The sequence below is a fragment of the Paenarthrobacter sp. NPDC090517 genome (assembly GCF_044769165.1).
Classification (GTDB): domain Bacteria; phylum Actinomycetota; class Actinomycetes; order Actinomycetales; family Micrococcaceae; genus Arthrobacter.
This window is the reverse complement of the sequence record NZ_JBIVXN010000004.1, coordinates 358,460-373,384: the sequence shown is the minus strand read 5'-3', so window position 1 is coordinate 373,384 and position 14,925 is coordinate 358,460. Positions and strand designations below refer to the sequence as shown.

At 62.5% G+C, this 14,925-nt stretch carries 14 protein-coding genes and 1 tRNA gene; 8 read left to right on the top strand and 7 right to left on the bottom strand.

Translation table 11 applies throughout. The features are described from left to right. Nucleotides 1-137 precede the first annotated feature (137 nt). Nucleotides 138-845, bottom strand: a complete 708-nt coding sequence (locus ACIQTW_RS15275) for a hypothetical protein (protein ID WP_402938353.1) — start codon at nt 843-845, stop codon at nt 138-140. After that, nucleotides 842-1,564 carry a hypothetical protein gene (locus tag ACIQTW_RS15270; protein ID WP_402938351.1) on the bottom strand — a complete coding sequence of 241 codons (723 nt, stop codon included), beginning with the start codon at nt 1,562-1,564 and terminating at the stop codon, nt 842-844. Before ACIQTW_RS15270 ends, ACIQTW_RS15275 begins: the two co-directional genes overlap by 4 nt. A 208-nt stretch (nt 1,565-1,772) precedes the next feature. Between ACIQTW_RS15270 and ACIQTW_RS15265 the strand changes: the two genes are divergently transcribed. Next, entirely contained in the window at nt 1,773-3,434 is a 1,662-nt protein-coding gene (locus ACIQTW_RS15265) for an ABC-F family ATP-binding cassette domain-containing protein (RefSeq protein WP_402938348.1), read from the top strand. Between the two features lie 3 nt (nt 3,435-3,437). Next, on the top strand, nt 3,438-5,351 hold the full coding sequence (locus ACIQTW_RS15260; RefSeq protein WP_402938345.1) for an ABC transporter ATP-binding protein: 1,914 nt from the start codon (nt 3,438-3,440) through the stop codon (nt 5,349-5,351). A 76-nt stretch (nt 5,352-5,427) separates the two neighbouring features. Here ACIQTW_RS15260 and ACIQTW_RS15255 read toward each other — a convergent pair whose 3' ends face one another. The 3 genes from ACIQTW_RS15255 to ACIQTW_RS15245 form a co-directional block, all read right to left on the bottom strand. Further along, entirely contained in the window at nt 5,428-5,841 is a 414-nt protein-coding gene (locus tag ACIQTW_RS15255) for an NUDIX domain-containing protein (RefSeq protein ID WP_402938342.1), read from the bottom strand. Further along, a complete protein-coding gene (locus tag ACIQTW_RS15250) occupies nt 5,838-6,296 on the bottom strand; it encodes a DUF6314 family protein (protein WP_402938339.1) in 459 nt (152 codons plus the stop codon). The genes ACIQTW_RS15255 and ACIQTW_RS15250 overlap by 4 nt, the downstream gene beginning before the upstream one ends. 1 nt (nt 6,297) lies before the next feature. Further along, nucleotides 6,298-6,370 (bottom strand) — tRNA-Arg (locus ACIQTW_RS15245). Nucleotides 6,371-6,478: 108 nt separating this feature from the next. Between ACIQTW_RS15245 and ACIQTW_RS15240 the strand changes: the two genes are divergently transcribed. Further along, complete coding sequence (locus tag ACIQTW_RS15240; protein WP_402938337.1) at nt 6,479-7,264, top strand: DUF998 domain-containing protein; 786 nt, start codon at nt 6,479-6,481, stop codon at nt 7,262-7,264. Here the strand turns inward: ACIQTW_RS15240 and ACIQTW_RS15235 are convergent. Beyond that, nucleotides 7,251-7,631: a hypothetical protein gene (locus ACIQTW_RS15235; protein ID WP_402938335.1), complete on the bottom strand. Its 381-nt coding sequence runs from the start codon at nt 7,629-7,631 to the stop codon at nt 7,251-7,253. The genes ACIQTW_RS15240 and ACIQTW_RS15235 overlap by 14 nt on opposite strands. A gap of 41 nt (nt 7,632-7,672) precedes the next feature. Next, complete coding sequence (locus ACIQTW_RS15230; RefSeq protein WP_402938333.1) at nt 7,673-8,296, bottom strand: hypothetical protein; 624 nt, start codon at nt 8,294-8,296, stop codon at nt 7,673-7,675. A 33-nt stretch (nt 8,297-8,329) separates the two neighbouring features. On the opposite strand from ACIQTW_RS15230, the gene ACIQTW_RS15225 reads away from it, so the two are divergent. The 5 genes from ACIQTW_RS15225 to sucD all read left to right on the top strand — a co-directional run bounded on the left by ACIQTW_RS15225 (nt 8,330) and on the right by sucD (nt 14,848). Continuing rightward, nucleotides 8,330-9,175: an inositol monophosphatase family protein gene (locus tag ACIQTW_RS15225; RefSeq protein WP_402938330.1), complete on the top strand. Its 846-nt coding sequence runs from the start codon at nt 8,330-8,332 to the stop codon at nt 9,173-9,175. A 64-nt stretch (nt 9,176-9,239) separates the two neighbouring features. Beyond that, on the top strand, nt 9,240-11,786 hold the full coding sequence (pcrA, locus tag ACIQTW_RS15220; RefSeq protein WP_402938327.1) for a DNA helicase PcrA: 2,547 nt from the start codon (nt 9,240-9,242) through the stop codon (nt 11,784-11,786). Nucleotides 11,787-11,800: 14 nt separating this feature from the next. Further along, nucleotides 11,801-12,499, top strand: coding sequence for a hypothetical protein (locus tag ACIQTW_RS15215; RefSeq protein WP_402938481.1), 699 nt, complete (start codon nt 11,801-11,803; stop codon nt 12,497-12,499). 264 nt (nt 12,500-12,763) lie between these two features. Next, on the top strand, nt 12,764-13,933 hold the full coding sequence (gene sucC / locus ACIQTW_RS15210) for an ADP-forming succinate--CoA ligase subunit beta (RefSeq protein WP_011773779.1): 1,170 nt from the start codon (nt 12,764-12,766) through the stop codon (nt 13,931-13,933). Nucleotides 13,934-13,945: 12 nt separating this feature from the next. Further along, on the top strand, nt 13,946-14,848 hold the full coding sequence (sucD, locus tag ACIQTW_RS15205; RefSeq protein ID WP_402938323.1) for a succinate--CoA ligase subunit alpha: 903 nt from the start codon (nt 13,946-13,948) through the stop codon (nt 14,846-14,848). Nucleotides 14,849-14,925: the final 77 nt, after the last annotated feature.

Genomic DNA, 14,925 nt, shown 5'->3' with positions numbered 1-14,925 from the left:
GCCACCACTCATCCCCCCAATTGTGATCACGTGGGCGCCACATCCACCGGAAACCCGTTCTCTGATTCCGGTGTCAGGCTGCAAGCCGCGTTCACACATTCATGATTGTGCCACGATCTAATGGTTTTGTGAAAGTCCTACGTCAAGAGACGTTGCTTTCGCCGCGCAAAGGCCTTCGAAAACCAGATGCCAGCCAGCCCGATGGCCATGAAGATGGCCGCTGAGTAATTGATGAGCACCCGCAACCACGCTTCAGAGAACGGAATCAGAGGGAATAGTTGGGACAGCAGGAGAAGGCATAAACCCAGCAGCAGCAGCGCGGAAGCAATCCGCAGCAGGACAGGGGCCGTGCTCGTTACGGTCCGCCAAATGGCAGGGATCAGGCATGCGGCAACAAACCCAGGGTAAAAGCGGCCCATGAAGGCGTAAGCCTCCAAGGACGGCCCCCAGTGGAGCCCGCTCATGCCCGCCGAGGACCCTTGGGTGTCGGTGATGACGAAGAAATAGATGGTCAGGGCTCCCACAAGTGCTGCCGCGGCGATCCCAACGGGACCTCGGATGGCGCGCACGGCAGAGGCTGAGCCAAAAGCTGTGGCGATCTTGATCCCCATGAAAAAGAAGGTTCCGTATAGCAGGAAACGCAGGATCAGATTGGCGATGTTCATCCCGCCCAGCCACCCATCGATCACCAGATAGGGTGCTTCGATACTGATGAAGATGCTCAATGAGATCAGCGAAAAAATGTAGAAAACCTCACGGTTCTCCCCGCGCAAAGCGCTCGGAACCCGGGCGAGGGTAATAGCAAGGCAAACCGCCAGCGTGACCCAGGGCAGGACAGCCGTCATCCGAGGTTCTCCCAAATTCGTTCAGTTCGTTCGTGGTCTTGTTCCTGCCGGCGCAGTGTCTTGCCGAGCGCCAAAAGCCGCTCTCCGGCCAGTGTCACCAGCCGGCCCTGAGACAACTTGTCCAGCGCTTCCTGGCGGGCATTGGGTGGCCACCCGGCTTCGGCCTCTGTGATCAGTCCTCCTGCCACCAGTCCTCCCGCCGGCCCAACTCCGGCGGCGCGCGAGGTAGCGATGGCCAACTCCGGCGGTAGCCGATTGGCGGTCAAGTGGGCCGAGAAGTTCTGTGGCGCAATCCCGGTGGCTGCGCTGACCCGGTGCCGCAACTCGCCGTCGTCGATCGCGTCCACCCAGTTGCGCACTGAGGTGGGGTGCGGTGGTTCAGAAAGACGCGGAGCGGGGGCGGTGCCGGGCTCGCTGCGGTCCACCACTGCACGCAGCAGATCGATGGTAGCCACCTGGCTGACGAGTTCGCAGGGCGTTGGCGGGACGGGGTCGCCCCGAAGCTCGGCGTAAAGATCGAAAGTTGACAGGGCTTGCACAGGATTGATGTGGAAGCCGCGGCTGATGCTCACCAAAGTGGACTCGGCAACCTTGCCGCGAACCAGCTGCTGGGCCAGGGTTGTTCGCTTGATGCCGGCGATCCTGCAGACGTCAGCGGTGCTGGCATCGGGCGCAACGCCATGAAGCCAGCGCTGGAACGCCTTGGACGGTAAGGGCATGTGGGACTTTCCTGGACGGGCTGTGAGGGCAAGGCTGCGTAAGCCGTAAGTGGGAGTACGAAACGATTTTACGCCGAAGCCACATTGAATTATGCTTGTTGATTGAACCCGCTGGTCCGTACACCCCCCAAGTCCGGACCAGCGGGTTTTTCCATGCCCGCGGGAATCGCGGCCTGAATTTCTGCGTTCCCTTGCTGGAGGATAGACAATGACTGCAACTTTGGTGGCCAAGGATCTTGCCGGTGGTCATGGCCATCGCACACTTTTCTCGGACCTGTCCCTGACAGTCGCGCCGGGCGATGTTGTGGGGGTGGTGGGCGCGAACGGTGCCGGTAAGTCCACGTTGCTGCGCATCCTCGCCGGCGTGGACCAGCCCCAGGCGGGGAGCGTCAACCTGGCGCCTTCGGACGCCTTCGTGGGCTGGTTGCCGCAGGAACACGAGCGCACCGCTGAAGAAACAATCGCGGCCTATATTGCCCGACGCACTGGCTGCGCCCAAGCAACAAGCGAAATGGAATCCACCGCCGAAGCTCTCGGCTCGGGGGCTCCCGGAGCTGACGACGCCTACTCCTTGGCCTTTGACCGCTGGATGGCCTCCGGCGCCGCGGACCTGGAGGACCGGGTTCCCGGCGTCCTCGCCGACCTCGGCTTGGAGCTTGGCGCCGACGCCCTCATGACGGGCCTTTCCGGCGGTCAGGCTGCGCGCGTGGCTTTGGCTGCGTTGCTGCTCAGCCGCTTCGACGTGGTCCTCCTGGACGAACCCACCAACGACCTCGACCTTGACGGCCTTGCCCGGCTTGAGGCCTTCGTCCAAGGCCTTCGGGGCGGTGTGGTCCTGGTGTCGCACGACCGCGAATTCCTTGCCCGTTGTGTCACCACCGTGGTGGAACTGGACCTCGCCCAGAACTCCGTGGCCGTCTACGACGGTGGCTACGAAGCCTTCCTCGAAGAGCGTGCCGTAGCTAGACGCCACGCCCGGGAACGTTATGAAGATTTTGCCAACACCAAGGCCGATCTTGTCTCCCGTGCGCGCACCCAGCGTGAATGGAGCTCCCAAGGCGTCCGGAACGCCATGAAGAAAAACCCGGACAATGACAAGATCCGTCGGGCCGCGAGCAGCGAATCGTCCGAGAAACAGGCCCAAAAAGTCCGCCAGATGGAGTCCCGCATCGCAAGGCTCACCGAGGTGGAGGAACCGCGCAAGGAGTGGCAACTGCAGTTCAGCATCGGCCAAGCGCCCCGCTCAAGTGCCGTCGTAGCCACCCTGCGCAACGTCGTCGCCCGCCAAGGTGATTTCACGCTGGGTCCGGTGAACCTCCAGCTCAACGGCGGCGAGCGCATTGGCATCACCGGACCGAACGGCGCCGGGAAGTCGACGCTTTTGCGCCTGTTGTTGGGAACGCAGGAACCGGACGACGGCGAAGCCTCCATGGGGGCGTCTGTGGCCATTGGCGAAATTGACCAGGCGCGCGGACTGCTCGACGGCGGGCGGCAGCTTGGCGACGCTGTGGAAGCCGTGCTGGTGGACTGGAACAGTGCGGATGTGCGTACCCTCTTGGCAAAGTTCGGCCTCAAGGCGGATCACACCTCCCGGACAGTGGATTCGTTGTCCCCGGGGGAGCGGACCCGCGCTGCGCTGGCGTTGCTGCAGGCCCGCGGCGTGAACCTGCTGGTGCTGGACGAGCCCACTAACCACTTGGATCTTCCGGCCATTGAGCAGCTGGAGGAAGCGCTGGAAAGTTATGAAGGCGCACTCCTGCTCGTCACCCATGACCGAAGGCTGCTGGAGAACGTCAGGCTCGATTCGCGCTGGCATCTGGAAAACGGACAAGTGCAAGAGCTTCATCACACCCCAAGCCAGGAGAAGTAACCCATGAGCATGGACCGCGTGGCCTGGAGCTCGCTGTATAACATCACTACCGCCAAGAGCGGCTCGAAACCGTTCTCCAAGGAGACGCTGAAGCGGGTGATGGCTTTTGCCGCGCCTCATAAGGGCAAGCTCATTGCCTTTGTGATCGCCTCCATTGCGGGTGCTTTCCTGGCCGTCGCTACTCCGGTGTTGGCCGGTCAGGTGGTGGATGCCATCATCGCCAACGCCGGCGTGGGCACCGTGATTTGGTTGGCTGTCCTGATCGCCATCGTCGCCGTTGGCGAGGCGGGTGTGGGCTTGTTGACCCGCTGGTTGTCTTCCATCATTGGCGAGGGTGTCATTGTGGACCTCCGCACACGGGTTTTCGATCATGTGCAACGCATGCCCATCGCCTTTTTCACCCGAACTCGAACCGGTGCCCTGGTCAGTCGCCTGAACAACGATGTCATCGGGGCCCAGTCGGCCTTCGCCGGCACACTGTCCGGGGTGGTCAGCAACGTGGTGGCTTTGGCCCTGACTCTTGTGGTCATGCTCAACACCTCTTGGCTGGTGACCGTGCTGGCCATGGTGTTGCTGCCGATCTTCCTGATTCCGGCCCGGCGGATGGGCTCCAAACTGGCGGACCTTCGCCGCGAAGCTGCCGCGCACAACGCTGCCATGGGCACGCAGATGACGGAGAGGTTCTCCGCGCCGGGTGCCACGCTGGTGAAATTGTTCGGTCGCCCGGATGAGGAATCCCGTGAGTTCGCTGACCGTGCCGGCCGGGTCCGGGATATCGGGATCCGGACTGCCATGCTGCAGTTCACGTTTGTCACGGCCCTGACCTTGGTGTCGGCGTTGGCTTTGGCTTTGGTTTACGGACTGGGCGGTTGGTTGGCTATTGGAGGGCAGCTGGCACCCGGTGACGTGGTGGTTCTTGCCCTCCTCCTCACCCGGCTCTACGCCCCGCTGACGGCACTGTCCAATGCCCGGGTGGAAATCATGAGTGCTTTGGTTAGCTTTGAGCGGGTATTTGAAATTCTGGACCTGAAGCCGCTGATCACCGAGAAGCCGGATGCCGTGAGTGTTCCGACGGGCCCTGTGGCTGTGGAATTCGACGACGTCCGCTTCTCCTACCCTTCCGCCGAGAAGGTGTCACTGGCTTCCCTTGAGGACGTCGCCACCTTGGATACCCGTGGAGGTGAGGAAGTCCTGCATGGCCTCAGCTTCCGGGTGGAACCGGGGCAAACCGTTGCCCTGGTGGGTTCCTCCGGTGCCGGCAAGTCCACGGTGGCCCAGCTGCTCTCGCGTTTGTACGACGTCGACTCCGGCACAGTGCGCCTTGGCGGGCAAAAGCCCGGGACAGGCGTGGATGTTCGTGATCTCAGCTTCGATTCATTGCGGGACACTATGGGCATGGTGACCCAGGACGGCCATCTCTTCCACGAAACCATAGCGTCCAACCTGCGCCTCGCCCGGCCGGACGCTACGGAAGCTGACATGTGGGATGTGCTCCGGCGGGCACGACTGGAGCCTATGATCCGGTCCTTGCCCGATGGCCTGGAAACCGTGGTGGGGGAGCGCGGCTACCGGCTCTCCGGTGGTGAACGCCAACGGCTCACCATCGCGCGACTGCTCATCAAGCAGCCTCGGGTTGTGATCCTCGATGAAGCCACCGCGGCCTTGGACTCCACCAACGAAGCCGCCGTCCAGGCGGCCTTGGGCGAGGCGCTCGAGGGGCGCACCGCCGTCGTGATTGCCCACCGGCTGTCCACCATCCGTGCAGCCGATGCCATTTTGGTGGTTGAGGACGGCAGGATCGTGGAGCGTGGCACGCACACCGAGCTGCTGGCCGCGGATGGACGATACGCCGAGCTGTATCAAACCCAGTTTGCCGAAGCCACGGCGGTGGCCCAGGAAGCGGTCCCGGAGCTGTAACCCAAGTAAGGAGCTGTAACCCAAGTAAGTAGCAGTTCAGGCCGTTATGAGCGCTCAAAACGGCCTTATCTGCTACCTACTTGGGCGCGGTGAGCGCTGGAAGCACGTGGTCCGTGAGCAGTGGGGCCAAGTCCGTGGGAAGAGGCGCGTCAAGGTCCAGCCAGCGAATCTCGGCGATCTCCGCCGAGGGGTGCGCCTCCCACGTTCCGGGCGCAGTAAAAACGGTGGCTTCGATGTTCGTCGCTGCCTCGTTCGCCGCCACGGCCAGCCACACGCCGAGCGGCTCGAGGTGGGTCGGTGCCACGTCAATGCCGACTTCCTCCAGGAGCTCACGGGAAGCGGCCTCCGCCGCGGTTTCACCGGGTTCGGGTTTGCCGCCAGGGTGCATGAACTTGTCAGTGCCACGCTTGCGGACAGTCAGGAGTTGGCCGTGGTGGTTGTAGACGCAGACGGCGCTCACGATGATCAGGTCCGTGCCGGTTCCATTCATGGTTGCCTCCCGGCGTCGATTCGGACCAAGTGCGATTCAAGCAGCAGATTCTTGGCGGGCCCACGGACATCCCAGATGAAGTTGAACGAGTCCGGACCCTCCCACGTGTACCTGACGCGGTAGTCGTCGGGGTCGCACCAGTGCTTGTCCTGGTTGCCCTGTTCGGCGAAGCTCATCACATGGAAGGGCCTGCCGTCAGGGAAAAATACGTCCATCGACTCCGGCCCGGAACCCGGTTTCAGGAGGTACTCGCGGAATGCCGGACCCGAATGGGTAGGCCAGTGCATGGTTCCGTCTTCGCGGTAGTCCAGGCCGCCGTCGGGGTTCCGGGTATAGCGCACGACGCCGGTAAAGGTTCCGTTGGTGCCGGACGTCCGGTCCAGGAGGGTGCGCTCCACAGTCCAGCTGCCGGCCAAGTAGGCCTGCAATTCCTGGGTGGGCTGCTGGTGGTTCAAGTGCCCTCGATTGGAATCGAACCAACGACACCGGCTTTAGGAGAGCCGTGCTCTATCCACTGAGCTACGAGGGCCTGTATGTCCATGGCTCTTAATCCCACTGCTGGAGCTCGAGGGCCCGGACACGACTACAAGCATACAAGCTGCCGGGGCGCTGCCCGAACACCGCTAGGCTTGCGTTCATGAAAGGGCACGCGACTGCACCGGCGCCAGCTGGATCGTTCCTTCCGGATACCCGTGGCATCAGGGCGAACATCGGAGGGTGGGCGCAGCTGAGCGTGGTTCAATACTTCGTAGCAGAGGCCGCAGTGATCGAGGCCTGGGCAGGTCCCGAGCCCTATAGCAGGGCCACCGGATTCATCAGTGACCTCGGAGCAATCTCCTGCGGGATCTACGAGGACAGGGCCGTCTGCTCGCCTTTGCACTGGCTGATGAATGCCTCGTTCGTGGTTCAAGGCCTGGCACTGGTCCTCGGTGCGCTGTTCCTGACGGCAGGGTTGCTTAGTGTGGCCGCGCGGCCCGGGGTAACGGCGCGACGATTTCGAGCCGTAGCAGGAGATTCCCCCCAAACCCGTGTCTTGACCGTTCCTTGGATATTGGCTGTTGCCATCCGGATCCTTACCGGTGTTGCCGGAGTAGGAACGGTAATAGTGGGCCTGGTTCCCGAAGACGTGGGCTCCCCTTGGCACTTTGCGGGTGCACTGATGTTCTTCATCGCTGGAGGGTTTGCCCTCCTGCTCCTGGGAATCCTGTGGTGGCAGCAGACGCCGGTGAGCTGGTTCCTGGCCGCGTGCGGACTCGTCTGCATCGGGGCACTCATCATTGGCGCCATCACCGGGATGGAGGTGCCCCAACCGGGTTTGCTGGAGCGGTTCATGGGCTACCCGGTGACCATCGGCCTGGCAGCGGCCGGCTTGGTGATTGCCCAGCGTGTCCACACGGAACGGAAAGTGCTCAGGGCCCGCTGAGGAAGTATTCGCGGAAGCTGTTGAGGGATGAACCGCCCGAGTAGCCCAGATCTCCCGCACTGGCGGACACGGCATCGTCCGGTGAGAAGATACCGATCCCGAACGAACCTGACTGAAGCTCTTCAGTTTCTTCGAGCATGGGCGGAAGCGCGTTCCCGAGCACGTCAGCCAGGACGTCCGCGTCGTGGCTGCTTCCGACCAACTTGACGGTGATGAAATTTCCGGACGTGTTCATGTTGACGTTGAGCTTGGCGGACTCAACTCCGGGTACCGACAATGCGGCTGCCTCGAGGTCCTTGCCCAGGCGTTCCGCCTTGGAAGGGCCTCCGAGCCCGCAGGCTGAGGCGCTCAAGATGAGCAGGCCCAAAGTCAAAGCTGAAACGGCTGGTTTGAAAAATCCTCGGAAGCTCACTGCTTGGGGCTCTTCCTGCCAAGGAACACTGCCAGCACGCCGCACAGGAGACTGATCAGGAACAGCACCCACGACGCGATGGTGACAGCTGAGGCCAACGCCACCGAACCGGCGTCGGGCGTTTCCGCGGCCAGCACGGAATCGATGGCGACATTGGACCACAGGTGGGCAACGGCGAACAGCAGGGGAGCGGCCCACAAGGCCCAACGCCACGATTTTTGCGCCACGTTAGTGCCGATCAGCAAGAGCCAACTGAAGCCGAAGATCAGCGGAAACAGCGTGCCGGCAGTTTTGTGGACGTAATTGAGCTGGCCGCGCGCCGAATCATCCATGGCTTCCCGAAGCTGGACGATGTAATCCTGCGAGAAGCCGCCAATCAGCGAATCCGGCATCGCCAGGCCGCCGGAGAGTTGCGTCATCTGGTTCAAGGTGAGCAGGTGCAGGTACCAGAACAGGAACAGGCTGGCCACAACGCCCGCGATCACAATGAGTTTGGAGTTGCTCTGCGCCTTTTGAGGAGTGCGCTGCGTGGTGGTGTTGATCACGGGAGGCAGCGAGTGATCGGGAACCACTGCCTTTGCTCCGTGCTTCTTGACGCGCTGGGCTGGTGTCTTGGCCATGTCATCCATTATTCCGCCACATAAGCTGGACGCATGACCACCGGCAGGCACACAGCAACCGAACTTGATCCTTCACTCGATGACTACCAACTGGCCAGTGCCCTGGTCCGCGAGGCAGGCCAGTTGGCGCTGCTCATGCGGATGGGTGGACTGCAGGGCGAACGCAAGACGTCAGTGTCCGACGTCGTCACCGCAGCCGATCACGCAGCCGAGGCTTACGTCCTGGAACAGTTGCGGCGCTGCCGCCCGGAAGACGGCATCCTCGGCGAAGAAGGTGCCTCCGTTGCGGGGACGAGCGGCCGGACCTGGGTGATCGACCCCGTTGACGGCACGTACAACTTCCTGCACGGGTCCACGTACTGGTGCTCGGCCATCGCCCTCAAACGCGACGATTCTGACCACGGCGGCAACCCGGTTGCCGATCCGGACGTGTTGCTCGGGGCCATCTACCAGCCCGAACTGGATAAGCTCTGGCTGGGAGGCGAAGAACGCACGGCCACCTTGAACGGCGAGGCGATCACCGGTTCGGGTGACCTCCCCGTGGGCCAAATTTCCGCGGCGACGTACATCCACCCCACCTGGCTCGCCGACCCCCGGGCCGCCATGCCCTGGCACGCGGCCGCAGTCTGCGCGGCGTCCCTGCGCATGTTCGGTTCAGGCTCCTGCGACCTCGGCCGGGTGGCTGACGGGGAGCTCGGCAGCTGGTTCCAGCACAGCTGCCCCGAGTGGGACTGGCTCCCCGGGAAGGCGATCGTCCGCGCTGCCGGCGGGGACACCGCCGTCGTGCAGGTCAATGGGTTGAATTGGTTCGTGGCGGGAGGCCCGACGGCGGTTCGCGAGTTGAGCGCTGCCCTCACCTCTGTTCCCCAATTTGCCTAGTATCCGCTGCTGCTGACCCCGGCGCCTTATAGTGTCAGGGGCACCGCCTAGACTGGTAGGCACCATGGATATGTTGTTTGACCCCTACGCAGACGGACCCTTCAAAGCTGGCACCAAAGCCGCAGTCAAGGCTGCCCCGGAGCTTTCCCATTCCGGCGGAGGTGCCTCCGGGCCGCGCCTCCAGGAGGGACCCGGCGGGTCGGAAAATGATCCCCAAGCGCCCGTCCCAGGGGGATGGGGCAACCAGGGCGCCCACGGGTTGCCGACCGCTGAGGCACTTCTCCAGGGACTGAATCCGCAGCAGGAAGAGGCCGTGAAGCACGCCGGAAGCCCCCTGCTGATCGTTGCGGGGGCAGGCTCGGGCAAGACCCGTGTACTGAGTAACCGGATCGCCTACCTCATTGCCACCAAGCGGGCGCATCACGGCGAAATCCTGGCCATCACCTTCACCAACAAGGCGGCGGCTGAAATGCGGGAACGCATCGAAGCCTTGGTCGGCGCCCGGGCGAAGGGCATGTGGATCTCCACGTTCCACTCGTCCTGCGTGCGCATCCTGCGCCGGGAAGCTGCCAACGTTGGGCTGAATTCGAACTTCTCCATCTATGACTCCGCTGATTCGCTGCGGTTGATTACACTCGTGGCAAAGAACCTGGACCTGGATCCCAAGAAGTTCGCACCCAAAGCCATCCAGCACAAGATTTCGGCGCTCAAGAACGAGCTCATTGATGCCGACTCCTACGTTTCTTCGGCAAACCACAACGACCCCTTCGAACAGGCTGTGGCCGAGGTGTTCAAGGGCTACACGCAGCGTCTCCGGCAAGCCAATGCGATGGACTTCGATGACCTCATCGCCGAAACCGTGTACATGTTCCGGGCCTTCCCGGCGCTCGCGGAATCCTACCGGCGCCGCTTCCGCCACGTGTTGGTGGACGAGTACCAGGACACCAACCACGCGCAGTACGCACTGGTAAGGGAAATCGTGGGCCTGGGAACGGACACGGACGTGGCCCCCAGCGAACTGACTGTCGTGGGCGATTCCGATCAGTCCATTTACGCTTTCCGCGGCGCGGACATCCGCAACATTGTGGAGTTTGAGCACGACTATCCCAACGCCCGCACCATCAAACTGGAGCAGAACTACCGCTCCACGCAGAACATCCTCAGCGCTGCCAACTCGGTCATCTCCCGCAATCCCAACCGCCAGGAAAAGCGTTTGTGGACCGCGGAAGGCGACGGCGAGAAAATCATTGGCTACGTGGGTGAGAACGAACACGACGAAGCCCAGTTCATTGCCAAGGAAATCGACCGGCTGCAGGATGAAGAAGGCTTGCGTCCGGGCGACGTCGCCATCTTCTACCGCACCAATGCACAGTCGCGTTCCATTGAAGACGTTCTGGTCCGGGTGGGACTGCCGTACAAGGTTGTTGGCGGAACGCGCTTCTACGAGCGCAAGGAAATCAAGGATGCCCTGGCCTACCTTCGCGTCCTGGTGAACCCGGACGACGACGTCAACCTTCGCAGGGTACTGAACGAACCCAAACGCGGGATCGGTGACCGTGCTGAGGGCGCCGTGGCTGCCTTGGCCGAACGGGAACGCACATCGTTCATGGCCGCTGCGCGCCGTGCTGACCAAGCGCCCGGCATGGCCACACGCTCCGTCAATGCCGTCCTGGGCTTCGTTAAACTGCTGGATGACCTTGCCGAGGTGGCCTCCGGCTCTGGTGCTGCCGCTGCGTTGGAAGCCGTCCTCGAACAGACCGGCTACCTGGCGGGGCTGCGCGCCAGCAACGATCCCCAAGACGAATCCCGGGTGGAGAACCTCGCCGAACTGGTGGCCGTGGTCCGGGAATACGAGCGCGACAATCCGGACGGGTCGCTCGGCGAATTCCTTGAGCAGGTCTCACTGGTGGCCGATGCCGACCAGATCCCGGATGCTCCGGGTGCGGACATCGATGCCGCCGTCGCAGAGGCCAAGCGAATGGGCGTTGTCACGCTCATGACGCTGCACACAGCCAAGGGCCTGGAGTTCCCGGTAGTGTTCCTCACCGGCATGGAGCACGGCATCTTCCCTCACCAACGCTCCGCCACGGATCCCAAGGAACTCGCGGAAGAACGGCGCCTGGCCTATGTGGGCCTCACCAGGGCGCGCAAACGTCTCTACGTCACTCGCTCGGAGGTCCGCAGCATGTGGGGCCAGAGCCAGTACAACCCCGCCAGCCAGTTCCTGGAAGAGATCCCTTCCGAGCTGGTGGAGTGGAAGCGCGAAGGAATGAGCCGTCAAGCCGCAGGTGGCTGGGGGAGCGCCCCCATCGGGTCCAACCGCTATGGTGGTTCGTTCTGGGGTGCGGGCACGTCCCGCGGTGCTGCCGCAAGCCCAACCGCAGGGTTCGACGCCGACGTCCCCGCCGCCGTCGTACGGAACAGGGTCCAGCCGCAAAAGGAAGTCATTTCCGTGGTGGTGGGGGACAAAGTCAACCACACCAGCTTCGGCAACGGCGTGGTGATGGGCATCGAAGGCGCGGGGGACAAGACGGTTGCGAAGGTGAAGTTCGACGTCGGCGAGAAGCGGCTGCTGTTGCGGTACGCGCCACTGACCAAGCTCGATGCATGAAACGGCACGGCATAATGAGGGGCATGCGACGGACTGTTTGGGGGATCCTGGCCGCCTTGATCATGGTGCTGGCCACCGGATGTTCCTTCGCCACCGAAGATCCCGACTATGTGCCACCGGCTCCTTTGCCGCCGCTGGAGCAACTCCAACAGGTTCCTGTCACTGAGCAGACCACCTTGTCCGCGGGCGAGGACGTCACAGCGTTCATCACTGCTGACAGGAACATCGTGTGTGCCCTGACATCTTCCCGGGGCGGGCACCTCAACCTGCCATATGAGGCCAACTCCTACTCTGACGCGGCCAACAACAAGTTCGCTGTAGTTCCTGTGGCGCATTGCGAGCTGGCCAGGTATGCCAAACCGGACCTGGATGACATTGCGGAGGACTGCGCGGGAACAGGCCTTGGCTACCTCGGCGGGACAGCGCTGCTGACTCCTGAGAGGGCGGTCTACGGCTCATGTCGTTCCGGCGTAACACAAATGGAGTCGGAGTTCGGGCCAAAGGGCACGGGTGGAGGCCCCATCTCCAAACTCCGGGAGCTTCCGGACGGGCAGAACATCGAGCGCAACGGTCTCCGGTGTTCGGCCTATAACGGCGGCGTTGCCTGCGGAAACGTCTCAGGTGGCGTGGCATTCTTCGTGAACCGCGAGGGGTACCAGTTGATTTCCGACGGCGGCAAAACGGTCCGCGGGAACCTGAAAGAAGCGCCCTGAACCGCCTCTGAACGCCCTCCGACAGCCCAAAAACCGCGTCATTATGCGGTTTTTCTACATCCGATAGAAGTGTAAGGTTACTCACTTAACAGGTAGTGTGTAGCTGGCGGGACTCCTCAAAGGGCTAAAGTTCCGAGAGGACCTTACGCAATGTGACCGGCTTCAATCCCGGTTGTTACCGCGTACTTTCCGCAGCTGGCTATCGCGGTCATCGCGGTTCCCGGCTGAACAGAAAACTACTTCGACGTAGAAGGACACTAAACCGTGGACCTGTTTGAATATCAGGCGCGCGATATGTTCGAGGCGCACGGTGTACCCGTGCTCGCCGGCATCGTGGCGCACACTCCTGAAGAAGCGAAGGCAGCTGCCGAGAAGATCGGCGGCGTAACTGTCGTAAAGGCACAGGTTAAGGTTGGTGGCCGCGGCAAGGCTGGCGGCGTCAAGGTTGCCAAGACCGCCGAAGAGGCACTTGAGCACTCCACCAACATCCTGGGCATGGACATCAAGGGCCACACCGTCAACAAGGTGATGATCGCCCAGGGTGCTGACATCGCCGAGGAATTCTACTTCTCGGTCCTCCTGGACCGCGCCAACCGCAACTACCTGGCCATGTGCTCGGTGGAAGGCGGCATGGAAATCGAGCAGCTTGCAGTCGAGCGTCCCGAGGCCCTGGCCAAGATCGCCATCGACCCCGCTGTGGGCATCGACCAGGCCAAGGCTGACGAGATCGTTGCAGCTGCAGGTTTCGCGGAGGAACTGCGCGGCAAGGTAGCCGACGTCATTCTGAAGCTCTGGGATGTTTTCAAGAAGGAAGACGCAACCCTGGTTGAGGTCAACCCGTTGGTCCGTACCGGCGCAGGCGAGATCGTTGCCCTCGATGGCAAGGTCTCCCTGGACGAGAACGCTGACTTCCGCCACGTGCACCACGCACACCTGGAAGACAAGGACGCAGCTGACCCGCTCGAGGCCAAGGCCAAGGCGCAGGACCTCAACTACGTCAAGCTGGACGGCGAAGTAGGCATCATCGGCAACGGCGCCGGTCTTGTGATGTCCACCCTCGACGTCGTTGCTTACGCCGGCGAGAACCACGGCAACGTCAAGCCCGCCAACTTCCTGGACATCGGCGGTGGAGCATCCGCTGAGGTCATGGCCAACGGCCTGGACGTTATCCTTGGCGACTCCCAGGTCAAGAGCGTGTTCGTGAATGTCTTCGGTGGCATCACTGCTTGTGACGCCGTTGCCAAGGGCATCGTGGGTGCACTGGCTGAGCTCGGTTCGTCCGCGAACAAGCCGCTGGTAGTTCGCCTCGACGGCAACAACGTTGAGGAAGGCCGCCGCATCCTGACCGAGGCCAACCACCCGCTGGTTACCCTGGCCGCCACCATGGACGAGGGCGCCGACAAGGCCGCCGAGCTCGCCAACGCAGCTAAGTAAAGGGACGCGACAATGTCTATCTACCTTAACAAGGACTCCAAGGTCATCGTTCAGGGCATCACCGGCGGCGAGGGCACCAAGCACACCGCCCTGATGCTCAAGGCCGGCACCAACATTGTTGGTGGCGTCAACGCCCGCAAGGCCGGCACTACGGTCCTGCACGGCGAAAAGGAAATCAACGTCTTCGGCACCGTCAAGGAAGCCATCGCTGAAACCGGCGCAGACGTCTCCATCGTCTTCGTTCCCCCGGCATTCACCAAGGATGCCGTGGTTGAAGCAATCGAGGCCGGCATCGGCCTGGTCGTTGTGATCACCGAAGGCGTGCCGGTTCAGGACTCCGCCGAATTCTGGGCACTTGCCCAGTCCAAGGTGGACGCTGAAGGCAACCAGGTCACCCGCATCATCGGACCGAACTGCCCCGGCATCATCACCCCTGGCGAAGCCCTGGTTGGCATCACCCCGGCGAACATCACGGGCAAGGGCCCCATCGGCCTCGTGTCCAAGTCCGGTACCTTGACCTACCAGATGATGTACGAACTCCGCGACCTCGGTTTCTCCACCGCGATCGGTATCGGTGGCGACCCCGTCATCGGCACCACGCACATCGACGCCCTGGCAGCTTTCGAAGCTGACCCGGAAACCAAGGCAATCGTCATGATCGGTGAGATCGGTGGCGACGCTGAAGAGCGCGCAGCCGACTTCATCAAGGCCAACGTCACCAAGCCGGTTGTTGGCTACGTTGCCGGCTTTACCGCTCCCGAGGGTAAGACCATGGGTCACGCTGGCGCCATCGTGTCCGGTTCCGCCGGTACGGCCCAGGCCAAGAAGGAAGCTCTCGAAGCCGCTGGTGTAAAGGTCGGCAAGACGCCGTCCGAGACCGCCAAGCTGCTGCGCGAAGTTTACGCAACGCTCTAGCCTCTACAGCTGACTTACGACGACGGCCCGTCACCTTCCCCACGGAAGGTGACGGGCCGTCGTCGTTCTCTAAGTTA